The 18,596-nt window shown below is 39.4% G+C and carries 21 protein-coding genes; 14 read left to right on the top strand and 7 right to left on the bottom strand.

Annotated elements, in window-relative coordinates; all coding sequences use genetic code 11:
• The first annotated feature begins 128 nt into the window (after nt 1-128).
• The gene (locus MHH42_RS23970; protein ID WP_340894324.1) at nt 129-1,037 is read left to right on the top strand and encodes a VrrB protein; all 909 of its coding nucleotides are present in this window, start codon (nt 129-131) and stop codon (nt 1,035-1,037) included.
• Between the two features lie 44 nt (nt 1,038-1,081).
• Here MHH42_RS23970 and MHH42_RS23965 read toward each other — a convergent pair whose 3' ends face one another.
• The 5 genes from MHH42_RS23965 to MHH42_RS23945 all read right to left on the bottom strand — a co-directional run bounded on the left by MHH42_RS23965 (nt 1,082) and on the right by MHH42_RS23945 (nt 6,293).
• Nucleotides 1,082-1,504 (bottom strand): hypothetical protein, encoded by a 423-nt coding sequence (locus tag MHH42_RS23965; protein WP_000180546.1) that lies wholly within the window; start codon nt 1,502-1,504, stop codon nt 1,082-1,084.
• Nucleotides 1,505-1,805: 301 nt separating this feature from the next.
• Complete coding sequence (locus MHH42_RS23960; RefSeq protein WP_000038783.1) at nt 1,806-1,991, bottom strand: hypothetical protein; 186 nt, start codon at nt 1,989-1,991, stop codon at nt 1,806-1,808.
• 90 nt (nt 1,992-2,081) lie between these two features.
• The gene (gene gerHC, locus MHH42_RS23955) at nt 2,082-3,161 is read right to left on the bottom strand and encodes a spore germination protein GerHC (RefSeq protein WP_000411379.1); all 1,080 of its coding nucleotides are present in this window, start codon (nt 3,159-3,161) and stop codon (nt 2,082-2,084) included.
• Nucleotides 3,137-4,231 (bottom strand): spore germination protein, encoded by a 1,095-nt coding sequence (locus MHH42_RS23950; protein WP_097873169.1) that lies wholly within the window; start codon nt 4,229-4,231, stop codon nt 3,137-3,139. The genes gerHC and MHH42_RS23950 overlap by 25 nt, the downstream gene beginning before the upstream one ends.
• Nucleotides 4,232-4,247: 16 nt before the next feature.
• Nucleotides 4,248-6,293 carry a spore germination protein gene (locus MHH42_RS23945; RefSeq protein WP_340894322.1) on the bottom strand — a complete coding sequence of 682 codons (2,046 nt, stop codon included), beginning with the start codon at nt 6,291-6,293 and terminating at the stop codon, nt 4,248-4,250.
• Between the two features lie 153 nt (nt 6,294-6,446).
• On the opposite strand from MHH42_RS23945, the gene MHH42_RS23940 reads away from it, so the two are divergent.
• Entirely contained in the window at nt 6,447-7,571 is a 1,125-nt protein-coding gene (locus MHH42_RS23940; protein WP_340894321.1) for a homoserine O-acetyltransferase family protein, read from the top strand.
• Between the two features lie 49 nt (nt 7,572-7,620).
• Here MHH42_RS23940 and MHH42_RS23935 read toward each other — a convergent pair whose 3' ends face one another.
• On the bottom strand, nt 7,621-7,803 hold the full coding sequence (locus tag MHH42_RS23935) for a hypothetical protein (RefSeq protein WP_000171892.1): 183 nt from the start codon (nt 7,801-7,803) through the stop codon (nt 7,621-7,623).
• A gap of 199 nt (nt 7,804-8,002) precedes the next feature.
• On the opposite strand from MHH42_RS23935, the gene MHH42_RS23930 reads away from it, so the two are divergent.
• The 6 genes from MHH42_RS23930 to MHH42_RS23905 all read left to right on the top strand — a co-directional run bounded on the left by MHH42_RS23930 (nt 8,003) and on the right by MHH42_RS23905 (nt 14,112).
• Complete coding sequence (locus tag MHH42_RS23930; RefSeq protein WP_000141215.1) at nt 8,003-8,308, top strand: rhodanese-like domain-containing protein; 306 nt, start codon at nt 8,003-8,005, stop codon at nt 8,306-8,308.
• 78 nt (nt 8,309-8,386) lie between these two features.
• On the top strand, nt 8,387-8,611 hold the full coding sequence (locus MHH42_RS23925) for a spore germination protein (protein ID WP_000512461.1): 225 nt from the start codon (nt 8,387-8,389) through the stop codon (nt 8,609-8,611).
• A 20-nt stretch (nt 8,612-8,631) separates the two neighbouring features.
• Nucleotides 8,632-8,955 (top strand): hypothetical protein, encoded by a 324-nt coding sequence (locus tag MHH42_RS23920; protein ID WP_097873172.1) that lies wholly within the window; start codon nt 8,632-8,634, stop codon nt 8,953-8,955.
• Between the two features lie 119 nt (nt 8,956-9,074).
• Nucleotides 9,075-11,867: a BclA-related collagen-like exosporium protein gene (locus MHH42_RS23915; RefSeq protein ID WP_097873173.1), complete on the top strand. Its 2,793-nt coding sequence runs from the start codon at nt 9,075-9,077 to the stop codon at nt 11,865-11,867.
• Nucleotides 11,868-12,068: 201 nt separating this feature from the next.
• Nucleotides 12,069-13,082, top strand: coding sequence for a GTP 3',8-cyclase MoaA (gene moaA / locus MHH42_RS23910; protein WP_001157125.1), 1,014 nt, complete (start codon nt 12,069-12,071; stop codon nt 13,080-13,082).
• A 16-nt stretch (nt 13,083-13,098) separates the two neighbouring features.
• On the top strand, nt 13,099-14,112 hold the full coding sequence (locus MHH42_RS23905) for a molybdopterin-synthase adenylyltransferase MoeB (protein ID WP_001158077.1): 1,014 nt from the start codon (nt 13,099-13,101) through the stop codon (nt 14,110-14,112).
• Nucleotides 14,113-14,147: 35 nt separating this feature from the next.
• On the opposite strand, the gene moaC is transcribed toward MHH42_RS23905, so the two are convergent.
• On the bottom strand, nt 14,148-14,633 hold the full coding sequence (moaC, locus tag MHH42_RS23900) for a cyclic pyranopterin monophosphate synthase MoaC (protein WP_000094155.1): 486 nt from the start codon (nt 14,631-14,633) through the stop codon (nt 14,148-14,150).
• 83 nt (nt 14,634-14,716) lie between these two features.
• On the opposite strand from moaC, the gene moeA reads away from it, so the two are divergent.
• The 6 genes from moeA to glcU all read left to right on the top strand — a co-directional run bounded on the left by moeA (nt 14,717) and on the right by glcU (nt 18,595).
• Nucleotides 14,717-16,006, top strand: a complete 1,290-nt coding sequence (moeA, locus tag MHH42_RS23895; RefSeq protein ID WP_340894313.1) for a molybdopterin molybdotransferase MoeA — start codon at nt 14,717-14,719, stop codon at nt 16,004-16,006.
• Nucleotides 15,970-16,491 carry a molybdopterin-guanine dinucleotide biosynthesis protein B gene (gene mobB, locus MHH42_RS23890; RefSeq protein ID WP_002156535.1) on the top strand — a complete coding sequence of 174 codons (522 nt, stop codon included), beginning with the start codon at nt 15,970-15,972 and terminating at the stop codon, nt 16,489-16,491. Before moeA ends, mobB begins: the two co-directional genes overlap by 37 nt.
• Nucleotides 16,488-16,952, top strand: a complete 465-nt coding sequence (gene moaE, locus MHH42_RS23885) for a molybdopterin synthase catalytic subunit MoaE (protein ID WP_000611224.1) — start codon at nt 16,488-16,490, stop codon at nt 16,950-16,952. The genes mobB and moaE overlap by 4 nt, the downstream gene beginning before the upstream one ends.
• A 2-nt stretch (nt 16,953-16,954) precedes the next feature.
• Complete coding sequence (moaD, locus tag MHH42_RS23880) at nt 16,955-17,188, top strand: molybdopterin converting factor subunit 1 (RefSeq protein WP_000621781.1); 234 nt, start codon at nt 16,955-16,957, stop codon at nt 17,186-17,188.
• A gap of 93 nt (nt 17,189-17,281) precedes the next feature.
• A complete protein-coding gene (locus MHH42_RS23875; RefSeq protein WP_097873175.1) occupies nt 17,282-17,704 on the top strand; it encodes a DUF3888 domain-containing protein in 423 nt (140 codons plus the stop codon).
• A gap of 33 nt (nt 17,705-17,737) precedes the next feature.
• The gene (gene glcU, locus MHH42_RS23870; RefSeq protein ID WP_097873176.1) at nt 17,738-18,595 is read left to right on the top strand and encodes a glucose uptake protein GlcU; all 858 of its coding nucleotides are present in this window, start codon (nt 17,738-17,740) and stop codon (nt 18,593-18,595) included.
• Nucleotide 18,596: the final 1 nt, after the last annotated feature.

Here is an 18,596-nt window from a genome sequence, read left to right as displayed (position 1 = left end):
TAATCAGTCAATTGATTCTATCACGGATGAGGAAAAAGGTGAGGAATTCTTATGCAGACAAACACCTATTTTTAACTAGGAAATATGATACAAAAGGTAGGTTAAATTGAAAACAAGGGGTGAAAGGAATGAAAGGGATGGACAATAATGCACCGCATGGCTTCTTCGGAGGTGGATCGGATAGTTATGAACAAATGATGTTAATGGGAGGAGCAGGGCAACAAGGATACGGTGGAATTCCGAGCTGGATGGGTGGAGTACATGGAGGATTTCCAACATCGGTGGCTGGAGCACAAACAGGGATTCCGACATTGGTAGGAGGAGCACAAGGGGGAGTACCTGTAGGTATGCCAACTACATTTCCATCTTTCGTAGGAGGAGCACAAGGAGGAGTACCTGTACCTGGCGTCGGTGTTGTAGCTGGTGGAGTCGGAGGCTTCCCTCAAGGTGTTCACGGTCATCATGTGCACCACGGCCATCACCAACATCATGGTCATCACCAACATCATGGTCATCACCAACATCATGGTCATCACCAACATCATGGTCATCACCAACATCATGGTCATCACCAACATCATGGTCATCATCAACATCACGACCATCACCAACATCATGGCCATCATCAGCAACAAGTACATCATCACGGTCACCACCATATTCATCCGCAAGCTGTTCTTTTCCAAACACACCAAGGCCAACATCATCACCAAGGCCAACATCATCACCAAGGTCAACACCACCACCAAGGTCAACACCACCACCAAGGTCAACACCACCACCAAGGTCAACACCACCACCAAGGTCAACATCATCATCAAGGTCAACAGCATCATCAAGGTCAACACCATCACCAAGGTCAACATCATCACCAAGGCCAACAGCATCATCAAGGCCAACAACAATATCAGCAATATCAACAACAGCAACAATCGTCTCCTTGGACAGGGGGAATTGGAGCAGGAGGAGCAGGGGCAGCAGCAGGAGCAGCTAGTATTAGTGGAGCAGCAGGACACGCGGGGCACGTGGGTCATTAATGAGCTGCAGAAAAAAAGACATAATAAAAAACTGCTAGGAAATCCTAGCAGTTTTTTTCAGCTTCTTGGCGCTGACGTTCAATTTCAGCACGAAGTTGTGGTTCTGGTGCTTGCCAGCCTTCTGGTTTTAAAATTTTGCCGTCGCCTTCACGGAATCGAGGTTTCCCATCAGGGAATAGTTTTGCCATGTTTGCGTTGTTTACAATCTCGAATCCTTTATCTGGACGTACGCCCATTTCTGCAAACGTTCCGAATGCAAAGTAAATAAGGTCAATAAGTGCATCGTATTGATCTTCAACAGTAGTTGCTTCTAGAAATTCTTCTAGCTCTTCTTGCATAAAACTTGCACGGATTTTTGCGCGCTCTTCTGTTAGTTTTGTTGGAGTATTTGTTACAGGATGTCCGAAATCTTCATGCATTTTTGCAACAAGCTCGTACCCTTTATCTAAACCTTTTTCGTTTGTCATGTTGTTTCATCCTTTCTCACTTTGTGCCGAATTTCATTGTAACATAAGGTGATTATTAAATAAAAAAGGATGTTCTAAAAATATATTGAAACATTCTCTTCTTAGTATGGGTTGTTACTATTGTCAATTTTTGTAGGTAAATCGATATTTTGTGTCGAATCGTTGATATATTTTGAGTTATGGTAGATATATTTGAAAAATCGTTGATATAAATTCATGTACTGTAGCGCTGATTCCAAAATAGAAAATAAAAAGGATGTCATCTAGTCAAAAATCTCGACTTATGAGACATCCTCGCTCGTTATTCTTCTTTTTTTATTAAAATGGATAAAATAAGGTCGATGCCGAACATACCAACGAGTAACATCGGTATAACGACAAGTAAATAACGTGTGAAGGAAACATTTTTTAAGTATGTATGAGCAAATAAAAAGACGCCGAGAAATAAAATACCGTTTAAAATAGGCTTTACTAATTTTTTAGACATAAGCTCCCCCATAAATATCTTCTCTCTCTATCTAAAATAAAAACTCCTCTATCCGTTGTACCATGCCGGAGAGAGGAGTTCAATCATTTCTCATTCAATTACACCAGAATTTGTAATGTTTACGGTGTATTTTATATGAATCGGAACATCTTTGTACATTTGTCTCCACTCTTCTAATTTGAAGGGGCGATAATGGTGTTTATATTTTGCTCCTAGCCCGAGGGGATCGACGCCTAAAGATTTGAACTGCTTAATTAATTTGGCAGCCTGTACGTCCAATTGTTTTTGTACATTTTTTTCAATGTTTTTTGTGTTCTTGTTATTTTCTAAGTTAATTTGTTTTGATAATTCTTGAATACGTGCATCAAGATGAACGTGAATGAAAAAAGAAGGCTTTCCGTTTTTAATCTTTATATCGTAAGTTGGAACAGAACGAATATTATTAATCATTACGTACGCAGAATCTGTTTTAAATTCATGTGAATCTAATTTATGTTTTTCTAACAGTCCTTTAAATATGAACATATCTTTTTGCGCAATTTTACCGATATATTTATCTTTTTTAAAAAGACCAATTCCGGTGATTTTTATTTTATCACCATGTTTCTTTAAAATTGGAATATAGTAGTCTTGCCCTTCTTGATAATAACGGAATGCTCCTACATGCAGATTATCCGTTGGTAAAGGACCGGTCTCCATATTATGTTCTAGCAACTTTTTTATATAAATTGCAACGTTATATGAAGTTGTATATTTGCCTTTTAAAAGTTCGGTACCATTCCCCTCTAATAAAGCAACATATAAAGCGTTTCCTATATTCACATCTCGAAGTAATGTATCGAATGAAGTAGACATTCCTTTTTTTGCAAGTCTTATCGTATATAGAGCGACACGCATTTGTCCGCTAGCAAACGGTTGAGAAGACTCTAAAGATGTGTCTGCTTTTACTTGTTTTACCGCATTTGCGCTGCCTTCAAAAACTTGAACTTTATTTCCTTTTTTCTGAATGGGACAAACGAATGTCACTTTTATTTTATTATCTTTTGCTACATCAAAAACGCTTCCTTGAATAAGTTGTACATCATCGATAATATTTTTTTGTAAACATCCAGTTAAACTGAAGAATGTTATACAAGAAATAAGTATTAATTTGCTTTTGATTTTTTCCATTTTCTTTTCACCCACACAATAATAAATAGAATTGGGATGTATACATAAATGAGCCAAAAACTAACTTTTGATGCATTACTAATAAAGTTATTAATATCGTGTCTGTTTGTTAAAAGTTGTGAAACAATGAGGGTGATAAGGATGAAAGCAATTAAAACACCTCTTTGTTTTACGCGAAATATTTCGTGAGTTCCTCTCACTGCAGCCCATAAGGGGAGGATGAAACTAGTGACAATAACGAGTGCATAAGCTGAAATTGCAATATATTCTAGTCTTTCTATAAATGGTAATTGGATTACTTGGGTCATAGAAAGTTGCGACCATATCGTTTTTAACAATTGTTTTTCACTAAAAAATGCAAAGGCTAAAAGGGTACTAAATAAATATAGAAGATTTGAAAATAGTGCCCCGTATTGAGCGTATTTATGAGATTGCATAGGTTTTTTCACAAATGGATAAACCATGAGGTAAATCTCAAAACCGGTCATACTGTAGATGGACAGTTGAGAGGCTTTTAAAATATCTGAAAAAGAATGTGTGAATATAGGAAGTAGATTATCCCAATGTGAGTATTTCAAAACAAATAGGCTAAGCAATAAATATCCCAATGTACCACCAACAGATATAACACAAATACCAGTAATGACACGAAAGCCAGAAGAAATAATGTAATAGCTAACTAAGCATAAAAAGAGTGTTAACATCCAAGTTGAAGCGGTAGGAAACATCCACACTTGAATAATTTCAACGTATGTTCGAATGACGGAAATACTGACGATTAAAAAATAAGCAGCAAAGATGATATTAATACCGTCCCCAAGCCATTTTCCAAATGTTTGCCGATGTAAATCAATTAAATTACCGTTTGTTTCTTTTAATAAGACATACATCATCCATATAAGAATATGGATACAGAATCCTGTGATTAAAACTCCCATCCAGCCGTCGTATCCAGCAGCTTTTGCAATAATTCGAGCGAATCCGAGAACTCCGGCACCAAATTGTGCACTGTGAATTAAGAAGAAAACAAAGACAGGAGATATTTGATATTTTTCTTGAACTTTACTCATCAATGCACCTCATTTCTTAATCATCAAAGTCCGATCTATGTTTTGTTGAAATTCCTTTCGTTGCTTTTTTTACATGTTGTGGTCTTGCTTGCACATCTCTTGTATCAATCATTGTTAAAGGGAAACGAATCCAAGAATCTTTAACGGATTGTTGTCTTGTCGGATAAAACAAAGCGTACGGCTTACGTAAGGACGTAAGCCTGAATAGATGAGTAAATAAGAAGATAAATCCAAGAGAAATCCCGAAAAGTCCTCCTATTTCTGCAAACATAAGAAAAGGAAAGCGTAGTAATCGAACAGCGTTACCCATTTTATAAATAGGTGTAATAAAAGAAGCGAGTGCTGATAATGCAACAATAATTAATAAAATATTACTCGTTAAACCAGCTTGTACAGATGCTTGTCCGATTACGATACCGCCTACAATACCGAGTGTTTGACCGACCTTCATCGGTAACCTTGCACCAGCTTCTCTTAATAAATCGATTGCAAGTTCTAAAAAGAGCGCTTCAATTAAAGGTGGAAACGGTACTTGTGCCCTTGATAAAATCAAAGTTTCAAGTAAGTCACTTGGAATGAGTTCATAATGATAATTTAAGACTGCAACGTATAACGGTGTAGCGCAGATTGAAAATAGAACGGCGATTAATCTTAAAATCCTTGAAAATGTAGCGTACATCCAGGAGACGTTATAGTCTTCTGGTGAAATGAAAAAATCGAAATAGGATACTGGAGTAAGTAGCACGCTTGGAGAACCATCAACAAAAATAGCGATTTTTCCATCAATGAGTGCTTTTGTAACTCTATCAGTGCGTTCTGTATTGATATAGAGAGGGAAAATCGATTTTTCACCCATCAATTCTTGTATATAAGCACTATCATTAATTTGATCATATTCAAGAGCGCGTAATGATTCCTCGAGAAAATCTACATTATCTTTTTCAGCGAGGTTGTCTAAATACATCATGACAACTTTTGTTTTGGAAAACTCGCCGATAATCATTTCTTTTGTTTGTAAATCTAAAACAGGAAGACGTTTTCGAACTAAATTAATGTTTGTATCAATATCCTCTACGAAACCTTCTTGTGGTCCAATAACAGTTGATTCGTTTAAAGGAGGGGTTGGTGCACGATAATTATCAATTGCAATGTTTGCAAGCATACATTTTTGATCTTGCTGCTTCAATTGAATAATTGCATGTCCTTTTAAAACCATGTCCTCAATTTTTTGTAAGTCATTCGTAATTGTGATACCACTCATCGGAATATGTTCCTTCAGTTCTTCTAGTGAAGCATTAGGTCGTTCCAAAAGAGTAGGCATTAAATACTTTTGCAATTTCTCCCCATCAAGTGAAGGACGATAGTAAGAAATCCAATATGGCATCGTTTCATCATCAGATGTGTGATAATTAACAAAATCACTAGACTTCTTGAGCTTCTCTATTAAATCTTGTAGTGAATGAATACGGTCTTTTTCTGGCTTCGAAAAATCATAAATACTATTACTTCCAGAGCTTTGTTGTTTATTCTGAGAAGAATCATTTTGTTTCGAGTTTTGCTGTTTCTCATGAGAAGAGTCGTCTTGTTTAGAATTTTGTTGTTTCTTATGAGAGGAATCGTCTTGTTTCAAGTTTTGCTGTTCCTCATGAGAAGAGTCGTCTTGTTTAGAATTTTGTTGTTTCTCATGGGAAGAGTCGGCTTGTTTAGAATTTTGTTGTTTCTCATGAGAAGAGTCGTCTTGCTTAGAATTTTGTTGTTTCTCATGAGAGGAATCGTCTTGTTTCGAGTTTTGTTGTTTCTCATGAGAGGAATCGTCTTGTTTCGAATTTTGCTGTTTCTCATGAGAAGGATCATCTTTTTTAGAATTTTGCTGTTTCTTATGAGAGTAATCATCTTGTTTCGAGTTTTTTTGCTCGCTACTATCACCTTTATTATGTTTCATACTTCTAGTCTGATCTTTGTTCACAATCTCTTGATTACTAGGCTGCTGCTTCGGGTTATCTGCTTCTTTTGTCTCTGTTGAATTTGATTTTTTTTTCTTACGTAGCCAATTCCAAATCATATGTATGCCCTCTTTGATTTTTGTAATATAGTGCTATTTTGTGGCTAATTTTGTATATTATTCATTTATTTATGAAAAGAAGAAGGAGATTGATTTGCATAGAAAAAAACCTTTAGTAAGCAGTTCATACTATAACGGGAAGAGGGAGAGTCTGTGCAAATTGTAAAAAAAGAGAAGTTTGCATTAAATGAGTTTACATTTGAAAATGGTAGGGAAATTCCTGTTCAAATGGGATATGAGACGTATGGTATTTTAAATAGAGAAAGGTCAAATGCCATTTTGGTTTGTCATTATTTTAGTGCAACAAGTCATGCAGCAGGAAAATATACTGTGCATGATGAGGAGTCTGGTTGGTGGGATGGGCTAATTGGACCTGGAAAAGCGATTGATACAAATAAATATTTTGTTATATGTACTGATAATCTTTGTAATGTACAGGTGAAGAACCCGTATGTAATTACAACGGGACCGAAGTCGATTAATCCAGAAACAGGGGAAGAGTATGTTATGGATTTCCCTGTGTTTACCTTTCTTGATGTAGCTCGTATACAATATGAGTTAATAAAAAATATGGGAATCTCAAGGTTACATGCTGTAATAGGGCCGTCGGCGGGTGGAATGATTGCGCAGCAATGGGCTGTTCACTACTCTCATATGGTAGAGCGAATGATTGGCGTTATTACGAACCCGCAAAATCCAACTATAACGTCAGTAAATGTAGCGCAAAATGCGATTGAAGCAATTCAACTAGATCCAAGTTGGAAGGGCGGGAAATATGGAGAAACACAGCCAATGCAGGGGCTTCATTTAGCAAACAGAATGATGTTTATGAACGCGTTTGATGAGCATTTTTATGAAACGGAATTTCCTCGTAACAGTATTGAGGTAGAACCTTATGAAAAGTTTTCTACATTAACATCATTTGAGAAAGAGATAAATAAAGTGACATACAAAAGTATAGAGTTAGTAGATGCAAATTCGTGGATGTACACTGCGAAAGCAGTTTTATTGCATGATATTGCGCATGGATTTTCTTCTTTGGAAGAGGCTCTTTCTAACATAGAAGCGAATGTACTTATGATTCCGTGTAAACAAGATTTACTTCAGCCGTCTCGTTACAATTATAAAATGGTAGACATTTTGCAAAAACAAGGGAAGTATGCGGAGGTCTATGAAATAGAAAGTATAAATGGGCATATGGCGGGAGCGTTAGATATCCATTTATTTGAAAAGAAAGTTTATGAATTTTTAAATCGGAAAGTGTCTAGTTTTGTGTAGAAAATAAATGATGTGAAAAAGGTGCAATATGTGTAGTAGGCACCTTTTTTTACATGATTTGTAGACGGAAAATATATGTAGCGATTGCTATACCGAAGAACGCTATACTAAGTAATAGAAATAAGAATGACATTTCTTGGGGAGATTTTAACTTTTTATTATTTTTCATGCTGAGTACAATAATTGCGGCGGTTAAAAAAATAATGCTCATAATGAAAAGAAAAAGTGTCATTTTAATCGACTCCTTTCATAAAACAAGTATATTGAGGATACAATGCGATAGAGATGTTTGTAAAGAATAAGTTTTACGGAGAAATTGAGAAATAAATTCTCCATTCTTTGCGTTCCTTCTTTTGCATGCTAAAATTGATTAGAAATGGTTGTTTAAAGAAGAAACGAAAGGTTTTATTGTATATAAGGAGGAACGACATATGACAGAAGTAAAAACAATTACAACAGAAGAAGTACAAGAACGTTTAGAAAATGGAGAAACGTTATTTTTAGTAGATGTAAGGGAAGATGAAGAAGTAGCAGCAGGGAAAATTCCAGAAGCGGTACATATTAAAATGGGTGATATCCCAAATAAAGTAGACTTCTTTAATAAAGAGAATGAATATATCTTTATTTGCCGTTCGGGAATGCGCAGTGAGAATGTATGCCATTATTTAAATGAGCAAGGATTTAAAACAGTGAATATGGTTGGCGGTATGCTTCAATATGAAGGCGAAATGAAATAGTTAATTACTAAAAACTTGAAACGAGTCTGTTTCAAGTTTTTTTCTTTTGCATACAGTATACAAAAGGAGGAGGGGGAAATGGGGATTAATTTGCGTAAAGTAAAAATTATTAATAATACAGGAGCTGTTAATGTCGGCGACTGTTATGATATCTCACCTTTAGCTGTAGCGAAAATATACGCGGGTGCTGGAGGATCGAGTGCGGCGATTTTTTTAAATGGAAAAAGGCAGCCAGAAGCGGTGATTAGAACATCAGTATTCCTTCCGCCATTAGCAACGAGCACACGTACATTAGGTTCGTAGAGGAAAGGTAGAGTGTAATTATGCCTGCGCATATAAAAGAGTTTGTTATTGTTAATAATACTGGGAATATATTTACAGGTGACAATTTGAGTGATACTTCATTTACTGCTACGAAATCGTATAGTGGTTCAATGGGGTGTACTTGGATTGATGTTGTTACAGTAATAGGAACAGAGACGAAGCTTTGTTTACAGCCGGGTGATTCTGTGACGACAACATATACACGAGGTACTCCTGCTGGTACTGTAACAGCAACAAATATGGGGCAAAGTGTAAATGCATCGAGTATAGCGCAAGCTGTCCCGAATACAGATAATATGGATTCAATTGCTGGACTCCCTTAAGGAATTAAGGGAGTTTTTATTATTTAAAATAAAAATAGTCTTGGGGATTATTTTTGTAAATAGATTAAGAAGAAGAGGTTTATTTATTATGAAAAAGTTGGTTTTTAGGTGGTGAAAGTGTGAAAAATCGTGATAATAAAGGGAAACAAAATTCATTAAACTCTAATTTCAGAATTTCACCAAATCTTATTGGCCCTACTTTTCCTCCCGTTCCAACGGGATTTATTGGCATTGGGATTACTGGCCCAACAGGTCCACAAGGTCCGACTGGCCCACAAGGACCAAGAGGATTTCAAGGCACAATGGGGGAGATGGGCCCAACAGGACCTCAAGGTGTGCAAGGAATTCAAGGTCCAGTCGGACCAATAGGTGCGACTGGACCAGAAGGACAGCAGGGGCCACAAGGATTGAGAGGACCACAAGGAGAAACTGGAGCGACAGGTTTACAGGGTGTGCAAGGATTACAAGGGCCCATTGGTCCAACAGGTCCGACTGGAGTACAAGGGATACAGGGTGTACAGGGATTACAGGGTCCGATTGGAGCTACCGGACCTGAGGGTTCTCAAGGAATCCAAGGAGTGCAAGGGATACCGGGAGCAACAGGTCCACAAGGGATTCAAGGAGTGCAAGGAATCCAAGGGACAGAGGGACCGAGTGGAAGTACGGGAACAACAGGAGCAACAGGTCAAGGGATTACAGGCCCGACAGGAATAACAGGTCCAACAGGGATAACTGGACCTTCAGGAGGCCCTCCAGGTCCAACTGGCCCGACAGGAGCAACAGGTCCTGGGGGTGGACCGAGTGGAAGTACAGGGGTGACAGGACCAACAGGAGCAACTGGAAATACTGGAGCAACAGGTCAGGGGCTAACCGGTCCGACAGGAAGTACAGGAGAAACAGGTGCGCAGGGGCTACAAGGAATACAAGGAATTCAAGGGCCAATTGGCCCAACAGGTCCAGAAGGGCCACAGGGAATTCAAGGTATCCCTGGTCCGACGGGAGTAACTGGTGAGCAAGGGATCCAAGGTGTTCAGGGGATTCAAGGAATAATGGGAGCAACCGGAGATCAAGGCCCACAAGGTATACAGGGAGCTATAGGACCTCAAGGTGTAACAGGAGCAACCGGAGATCAAGGTCCACAAGGTATACAAGGAGTACCAGGTCCATCAGGAGCAACGGGACCACAAGGAGTTCAAGGGATACAAGGTCCGATGGGTGAGATAGGCCCAACAGGTCCAGAAGGCCCAGAGGGACTTCAAGGCCCGCAAGGAATACAAGGAGTGCCAGGTCCAGTTGGAGCAACGGGTCCAGAGGGGCCACAGGGGATACAAGGCATACAAGGACCGGTAGGAGCAACGGGCCCACAAGGCCCACAAGGAATACAGGGAATACAAGGTGTGCAAGGGATAACGGGAGCAACAGGAGCACAAGGAGCAACCGGAATTCAAGGGATACAAGGGGAAATAGGAGCAACCGGTCCAGAGGGCCCGCAAGGAGTGCAAGGTGCTCAAGGGGCAATTGGTCCAACAGGTCCGATGGGGCCACAGGGAGTGCAAGGAATTCAAGGGATTCAAGGAGCAACAGGTGCACAAGGAGTGCAAGGACCACAAGGAATTCAAGGGATACAAGGTCCGACGGGAGCGACAGGAGATACGGGAGCAACTGGGGCGACAGGGGAAGGAACTACAGGTCCAACAGGGGTAACGGGACCTTCAGGAGGACCAGCAGGACCGACTGGCCCAACGGGACCATCAGGTCCGACAGGAGTGACAGGTCCATCCGGTGGGCCACCTGGACCGACCGGAGCAACCGGTTCGACAGGGGCAACCGGAGATACCGGAGCGACAGGGCCGGTTGGAGTGACAGGAGCGACAGGAGAAACGGGAGCAACCGGAGTGACGGGTTTACAGGGTCCACAAGGAATACAAGGTGTGCAAGGAGAAATAGGTCCAACAGGCCCGCAAGGAATTCAAGGTCCACAAGGGATACAAGGAGTAACTGGGGCGACGGGAGATCAAGGTCCACAAGGAATACAAGGTCCTCAAGGAATTCAAGGGCCAACTGGACCACAAGGAATTCAAGGAGAACAAGGTCTACAAGGGATACAAGGAGTAACCGGGGCGACGGGAGCACAAGGACCACAGGGAATTCAAGGGATACAAGGAATCCAAGGTCCGACCGGTCCACAAGGCCCAACTGGAATACAAGGAGTGCAAGGGGAAATAGGTCCAACAGGTCCTCAAGGAGTGCAAGGCTTACAAGGTCCACAAGGCCCAACCGGGGACACGGGTGCAACAGGAGCGCAAGGCCCACAGGGAATTCAAGGACCAACGGGAGTCACGGGAGCGACCGGAGCAACCGGAGCAACAGGGCTACAAGGAATTCAAGGCCCGCAAGGAATTCAAGGTCCAACCGGAGCGACGGGAGTAACCGGTTCACAAGGAATCCAAGGTCCAACAGGCCCAACCGGAGCCACTGGAGCGACCGGGGCGACTGGAGTTAGTACAACTGCAACGTATGCATTTGCGAATAATACATCAGGAAGTGTTATTTCTGTTTTATTAGGCGGTACAAATATCCCATTACCAAACAATCAAAATATTGGACCAGGAATAACCGTTAGTGGTGGAAATACTGTATTTACAGTTGCCAATGCAGGGAATTATTATATAGCCTATACAATTAATTTAACAGCAGGATTACTTGTAAGTTCGCGTATAACTGTAAATGGAAGTCCGCTTGCGGGAACGATAAACTCCCCAGCAGTGGCTACTGGTTCATTTAGTGCAACAATAATTGCTAATTTGCCTGCTGGAGCTGCCGTTAGTTTGCAATTATTTGGAGTAGTTGCACTGGCTACATTATCTACGGCAACGCCAGGAGCTACTCTAACGATTATTAGATTAAGTTAATAAGTAGAAAACCTTGGAACTTTTATGTTTCAAGGTTTTTTTATCCCAGTATTTGAGAGTAACTCTCGCTAATCAGAGGGGAATGGATAACTTCCTATTGTTTAAAGTTTCACTTTATTCACCTTAGCAAAAACATCGCAGTTCGAAAATATATTATAATAGAATGAAAAGAAAGAAATTTGGCAGAAAGGGAGGGTGGCGATGCAGGAGATGGTTAAAGACTTTTTTGGACGCCCACTTCAAGATTTACGCATATCTGTCATTGATCGTTGCAATTTTAGATGTACATATTGTATGCCAGCAGAAGTATTTGGGCCTGATTATGCTTTTTTGAAAGATGAGTTTTTACTGACGTTTGATGAAATTGAACGTTTGGCAAAAGTGTTTGTTAGCATCGGTGTACGAAAAATTAGACTTACTGGTGGCGAACCACTGCTTCGTAAAGATTTAACAAAACTTATTGCACGTCTCGTGAAAATTGACGGGCTAGTAGATATAGGGTTAACGACAAATGCAATTCATTTAACGAAGCAAGCGAAGGCATTAAAAGAAGCTGGATTACATAGAGTGAATGTTAGTTTAGATGCGATAGATGATGATACATTTAGAAATATTAATGGTCGAAATATTAATACGAAACCTGTGATTAAGGGCATTATAGCAGCAAAAGAGGCAGGGCTTGAAGTAAAAGTAAATATGGTTGTGAAAAAAGGGATGAACGATCATCAAGTACTACCGATGGCTGCATATTTTAAAGAACAAGGAATCACGCTTAGATTTATTGAGTTTATGGACGTTGGTAGTACGAATGGATGGAATTTTGATCAAGTAGTTACGAAGCGGGAATTAATTGAGACAATTCATGGAGTGTATCCGCTTGAGCAAGCTGAAGCGCATTATTTTGGTGAAGTTGCGAAACGATATCGGTATGTTGGAACAAATGTAGAGGTCGGTTTTATTACTTCTGTTTCTGAGTCGTTTTGTTCTTCTTGTACGAGAGCGAGAATTTCGGCGGATGGAAAGTTCTATACTTGTTTGTTTGCGACGGAAGGATTGGATATAAGGGAACTTCTTAGAGATAATCTTTCGGATGAAGAGCTATTACATGTTATACAAGATGTATGGATGAATAGAAAAGATAGATATTCAGATGAACGGACAGAAGAAAGTGCAAAAAATCGTCCGAAAATTGAAATGTCTTATATAGGAGGATAAGGAAGGGGGCTATCGTATGCAGGAGCGATATTCAAGACAAATATTATTTCCTGGTGTTGGAGAAGAAGGGCAGCGAAAAATAAGAGAGAAGCATGTGCTTATTATCGGCGCTGGTGCCCTAGGTGCGGCAAATGCAGAAGCGATTGTTAGAGCAGGTGTTGGAAAAGTAACGATTGCAGATCGTGATTATGTAGAATGGAGCAATTTACAAAGACAACAATTATATACAGAAGAAGATGCAAAGCAGTATAAACCGAAGGCGGTAGCGGCAGCAGAACATTTAAAAGCGATTAATTCTGAGGTGGAAATTAATCCAGTTGTAACTGATGTAACGGTGCAAGAAATGGAAGAACTAGTGAATAGTGTAGACTTAATATTAGATGCGACAGATAATTTTGAAACGCGTCTTCTCATTAATGATATTTCACAAAAGTATAATATTCCGTGGATATATGGTGGTTGTGTCGGAAGTTACGGAGTGACTTATACAATTTTACCAGGGAAAACACCGTGTTTCCGCTGTTTAATGGAGCATCCGGCGAGTGGAGCAACATGTGATACAGTTGGTATTATACAGCCAGCGGTGCAGTTAGTAGTTGCGCATCAAATAACAGAAGCATTGAAAATATTAGTAGAAGACTTTGGTGCGCTTCGTGAAACGATGCTATCGTTTGACCTTTGGAATAATCAGCAGATGGCATTTAAAGTGAATAGGCAGAAAAAAGATACGTGTTTATCTTGTGGAAGATTACGTACATATCCGAGTTTAACATTTGAAGCACAAACGAAAACGGAAGTGTTATGTGGGCGGAATACAGTACAAATTCGTCCAGGGATGCGGAAAGATTTTAATTTAGAAGAAACTAAAAAGCGCTTACAAAAAAGTGTAGAGGTAAAGGCAACACCTTATTTATTATCATTCCCGATAGAAGAATATCGATTTGTTCTATTTACAGATGGTAGGGCGTTTATTCATGGGACAAATGATATGAATGTAGCGAAAAGTTTATATGCAAGATATATAGGTTGAACCTAAAGGAAATCCTTTAGGTTCAACGGAGAGGATTACGAATTTCTCGTATAATCGCCACTTTTTCCACCTGTTTTTTCAAGTAAGTACGTTTCACCAATAATCATACTTTTATCAACAGCTTTACACATATCATACACGGTAAGAGCCGTAGCAGAAGCAGCTGTTAAAGCTTCCATTTCAACGCCAGTGCTACCTTCTGTTTTAACTTTTACTTCAATAAGTAATCGATATTGTTCATTTGATTGTTGCCAATCGAAAGAAACGTCAACACCTTTTAATAATAAAGGATGGCACATTGGGATAATATCAGAAGTGCGTTTTGCAGCCATAATGCCTGCGATTTGGGCAACTGCTAATACGTCACCTTTCCCAATTTCATTGTGAGAGATTTTATCGTAAATTTCTTTCGTAACTACAATGCTAGAGCACGCAATTGCTGTTCGAACGGTTGTTTTTTTGTCGCTTATATCAACCATCTTCGCGCGTCCTTGGTCATTAAAGTGTGTGAATGAAGACATGGAATTCCTCCTTGAAGTAATTTCTGTTTAATATATAAAGTTTAATCGAGATAAAAAAAATTGCAAATATGAGGTGAGAAACGATGGTAGAAAAACGAATTCCAATTCAAGTTGCTGAGGCAGTAGAGCGGGTAATGAAATATGCGAAGCATGGTGAAGTAGAAGAAGTTTCTATTACGGAAAGTTACGGGAGAATTCTTGGGGAAGGTGTTGTCTCAGATCATGACGTTCCTCATTTTGATCGTTCTCCTTACGATGGTTTCGCAATTCGAGCAGAAGATACGAAAGAAGCGAATCAAGAGAATCCAGTTGAATTTGAAGTGATAGGAGAAATTGGAGCGGGGTCTGTTTTTGTAGAAGAGGTAGGTTCTTTTGAAGCAGTTCGTATTATGACGGGAGCAGCTATTCCAGAGGATTGCAATGCAGTCGTAATGCTAGAACTGACAGAAGGATTTGAGAAGAACGGAAAAACATATATGAGGTTAAAGCGTCCTTTTAATAGTGGTGACAATGTGTCATTTAAAGGAGAAGATATAAAACAAAATCAAGTTCTCGTTAAGAAAGGTGTTGCAATTAATCCAGGTGTTGCTGCGCTATTAGCGACGTTTGGATATAGTACTGTGAAAGTTGTAAAACAGCCTGTTGTCGGTATTGTAACGACAGGGAGTGAATTACTAGAAGTACACGAGTCGTTAGAGCCAGGAAAGATTAGAAATAGTAACTCTTATATGATTGCCGCTCAAATTATGAAAGCTGGTGGAAAGGTCCGATATTATGGCCAACTTGCTGATGAGCTAGATGCATGTTTTACAGCTGTTCAATCGGCGATGGAGGAGGTTGATATTTTAATTACAACAGGCGGTGTTTCGGTAGGAGATTATGACTACTTACCAGCTATATATGAAAGATTACAGGCGAATGTCCTCTTTAATAAAATAGCTATGAGACCAGGAAGTGTAACGACAGTAGCTGAAGTTGATGGGAAGTTACTTTTCGGTTTATCAGGAAATCCGTCCGCTTGTTATGTGGGCTTTGAATTATTTGTGCATCCGATTATAAAAACGTATTTGTATGCGAAGGAGCCTCACGTATATAGAGCTGATGCTATTTTACAAAAAGATTTTCCAAAGCCAAATCCATTTACTCGTTTCGTAAGAGCAAACGTGACGATCGTGGATGGGGCATTACAAGCGATGCCGGTCGGTTTAGATAAATCGAGTGCGGTCTCTTCACTTGCGGATGCAAATGCGTTTATCGTGTTGCCCGGAGGAACGAGAGGATTTGAGGCAGGGATGAAAGTATCCGTATTATTGTTAGAGCATTCGGAGGGATGTGATTGGCCTTGGGCAAAGCCTCTTCAATCATACAAATAGTAGGGTATCAAAATAGCGGGAAAACAACACTTGTAGAGAAAGTTGTGCATGCTTTAGCCGAAAGCGAAATGAAAGTTGCTACAATTAAACATCACGGGCACGGAGGTTTTCCAGAAGTAGCACAAAAAGATAGTGAAAGACACAGAAAAGCCGGTGCTGTCGTAAGTAGTGTAGAAGGTGCGGGATTACTTTCACTTTCTTCGTTAAGAGAGGAATGGTCCTTACAAGAAATTATTCGCTTATATGAGTTTTTTGAAGTGGATACAATTTTAATAGAGGGCTATAAAAAAGAGAACTATCCGAAAGTAGTGTTACTTCGTTCTGCGGAAGACGTTGAACTTGTACATAAAGTAGAAAATGTAGTAGCGGTTATTACGTGGTATAATGCGCCGGTAAATTTACGAGAAGAATATAAAGTATTTCATATAACAGAAGAAAAGTTGTACATAGACTGGTTTTTACAAACGGTTAGGAGTGCGAAATGATAAATACATATTATGAAGTAATTGATACAGAAATCTCGATTGAAGAGGTAGCGAAGAAAGTAATGCGCCGTGAATGCGGTGCTGTTACAACGTTTATTGGAACGGTTAGGGAGTTTACGAAAGGGCGTCGTACATTATACTTAGAGTATGTCGCTTATAAGACGATGGCAGAAAAGATGTTACAGAAAATAGGCTTAGAAGTGAAGGAGAAATGGCCAGATACACACGTTGCGATTACGCATCGCATCGGTACATTGCAAATTTCTGATATCGCGGTTGTTGTGGCTGTTTCAACGCCGCATCGTAAAGCGGCCTATGAAGCGAATGAATATATTATGGAACGCATAAAACAAATCGTTCCCATTTGGAAAAAGGAGTTTTGGGAAGATGGTGACTCGTGGATTGGTGACCAATTAGAAAAAACGCCATATCCGGCGGGAGAGCCTGGGAAGGAGTTATAAGTATGATTCGAGTATTGTTATTTGCGCACTTGCAAGAAGAAGCAGGAACAAGTGAATTACGAATAGAGAAAGAAAATATTACGGTTGCAGAGTTAAAAGATATTGTTGCCAATGAATATAATGTACCAGTATCAGCGCCAATTATGGTTGCAATTAATGAAGAATACGCAAATGAAGATGATAAAATTCAATCTGGTGATGTTGTTGCACTCATACCGCCAGTGAGCGGTGGTTAATATTGGATTCATTAAAACGACTTTCCTGAATAGGGGAAGTCGTTTTTTTATGGTATTTTTGAGAACACTAATTTATAGAACAAGGAGGGCATTATGAAAAAAATATGTGTAATGATGACGATGATATGTTCTATCTTTCTCTTTTCTCCAAGCGACTCTTTGGCGAAAGAATCGAAAGAACAACTTTTAGAGAGTACGCTCTTAAATCGATATTACTCCGTTATAAGGCAAGCGACAGAAGATCAATATGAATGCGATTCAGTTATAAATATAAAGCGTCTCGGCAAGAAAGATGAATTCGTTCCTCGATTTGAAGTGACGCTACAATTTCTTACTTTTCAAGGTGCACATAATCCGCCAAATGACAAAGTTACACTTACTTTGGAAGATAATTTAGATCACATAAAGATCAAGAAAGTGGAAAGAGAAAAAAATGTTTCTAGTGCGATCGCAGAAAAGGTTTGCGCACAAGCGAAAGAAAAAATGAAAGCACACTCTAACAGTGTAGAGCGGTAACTGATGACATTTCGTAAAGAAAGGTAATGAGCCATGGATATATTTTTAGCGATTTTACCAGCTATATTTTGGGGAAGTATTGTGCTATTTAACGTGAAACTGGGCGGTGGACCGTATAGTCAAACGCTTGGCACAACGCTTGGTGCACTTATTTTCTCGATTGTTGTTTATATTTTTGTAAAGCCAGTATTTACTCCTACCGTTATTGGAGTTGGAATTGTGTCAGGTTTATTTTGGGCACTTGGTCAGGCGAATCAATTGAAAAGTATTGATTTAATGGGTGTTTCGAGGACGATGCCAATTTCAACAGGACTGCAATTAGTTGCGACGACTTTATTTGGCGTTATCGTATTTCATGAATGGTCCACGACAATTTCAGTCGTCCTTGGAATTTTAGCGCTCGTTTGTATTCTTATCGGTGTTATTTTAACGTCACTTCAAAGTGAAGAAGAAAAAAATGCAGAGCAAGCAGCAAATTTTAAAAGGGGCATCATAATTTTATTAATTTCAACAGTCGGTTATTTAGTTTACGTAGTAGTTATTAGGCTATTTAACGTAGATGGTTGGTCGGCTTTATTACCACAAGCAGTTGGTATGGTGTTAGGAGGTATTTTACTTACGTTTAAACATCATCCATTTAATAAATATGCGATACGAAATATTATTCCAGGATTAATTTGGGCAGCTGGAAATATGTTTTTATTCATTTCGCAGCCGCGTGTCGGAGTCGCAACAAGCTTTTCACTATCGCAAATGGGAATTGTTATTTCGACGCTTGGCGGGATTCTTATATTAGGCGAAAGAAAAACGAAACGTCAATTAACAGGTATCGTTGTTGGGATCGTTTTTATTATTGCAGCTGGAATTATGTTAGGAATTGCAAAAGGTTAAG

Source organism: Bacillus sp. FSL L8-0099 (assembly GCF_038006385.1).
In the GTDB taxonomy this organism is placed as follows: domain Bacteria; phylum Bacillota; class Bacilli; order Bacillales; family Bacillaceae_G; genus Bacillus_A; species Bacillus_A toyonensis.
This window is presented reverse-complemented; position numbering and strand designations above follow the sequence as displayed.

What these genes read in the sequence shown, in the direction of transcription:
- moaE (WP_000611224.1), top strand. Translation starts at nt 16,488, where the DNA reads ATGATAAATACATATTATGAAGTAATTGATACAGAAATCTCGATTGAA.
- moaA (WP_001157125.1), top strand. Translation starts at nt 12,069, where the DNA reads ATGCAGGAGATGGTTAAAGACTTTTTTGGACGCCCACTTCAAGATTTA.
- MHH42_RS23965 (WP_000180546.1), bottom strand. Translation starts at nt 1,504, where the DNA reads ATGACAAACGAAAAAGGTTTAGATAAAGGGTACGAGCTTGTTGCAAAA.
- moaD (WP_000621781.1), top strand. Translation starts at nt 16,955, where the DNA reads ATGATTCGAGTATTGTTATTTGCGCACTTGCAAGAAGAAGCAGGAACA.
- MHH42_RS23945 (WP_340894322.1), bottom strand. Translation starts at nt 6,293, where the DNA reads ATGATTTGGAATTGGCTACGTAAGAAAAAAAAATCAAATTCAACAGAG.
- MHH42_RS23920 (WP_097873172.1), top strand. Translation starts at nt 8,632, where the DNA reads ATGCCTGCGCATATAAAAGAGTTTGTTATTGTTAATAATACTGGGAAT.
- moeA (WP_340894313.1), top strand. Translation starts at nt 14,717, where the DNA reads ATGGTAGAAAAACGAATTCCAATTCAAGTTGCTGAGGCAGTAGAGCGG.
- gerHC (WP_000411379.1), bottom strand. Translation starts at nt 3,161, where the DNA reads ATGGAAAAAATCAAAAGCAAATTAATACTTATTTCTTGTATAACATTC.
- MHH42_RS23905 (WP_001158077.1), top strand. Translation starts at nt 13,099, where the DNA reads ATGCAGGAGCGATATTCAAGACAAATATTATTTCCTGGTGTTGGAGAA.
- glcU (WP_097873176.1), top strand. Translation starts at nt 17,738, where the DNA reads ATGGATATATTTTTAGCGATTTTACCAGCTATATTTTGGGGAAGTATT.
- MHH42_RS23935 (WP_000171892.1), bottom strand. Translation starts at nt 7,803, where the DNA reads ATGACACTTTTTCTTTTCATTATGAGCATTATTTTTTTAACCGCCGCA.
- MHH42_RS23950 (WP_097873169.1), bottom strand. Translation starts at nt 4,231, where the DNA reads ATGAGTAAAGTTCAAGAAAAATATCAAATATCTCCTGTCTTTGTTTTC.
- MHH42_RS23925 (WP_000512461.1), top strand. Translation starts at nt 8,387, where the DNA reads ATGGGGATTAATTTGCGTAAAGTAAAAATTATTAATAATACAGGAGCT.
- MHH42_RS23875 (WP_097873175.1), top strand. Translation starts at nt 17,282, where the DNA reads ATGAAAAAAATATGTGTAATGATGACGATGATATGTTCTATCTTTCTC.
- MHH42_RS23930 (WP_000141215.1), top strand. Translation starts at nt 8,003, where the DNA reads ATGACAGAAGTAAAAACAATTACAACAGAAGAAGTACAAGAACGTTTA.
- moaC (WP_000094155.1), bottom strand. Translation starts at nt 14,633, where the DNA reads ATGTCTTCATTCACACACTTTAATGACCAAGGACGCGCGAAGATGGTT.
- MHH42_RS23960 (WP_000038783.1), bottom strand. Translation starts at nt 1,991, where the DNA reads ATGTCTAAAAAATTAGTAAAGCCTATTTTAAACGGTATTTTATTTCTC.
- MHH42_RS23970 (WP_340894324.1), top strand. Translation starts at nt 129, where the DNA reads ATGAAAGGGATGGACAATAATGCACCGCATGGCTTCTTCGGAGGTGGA.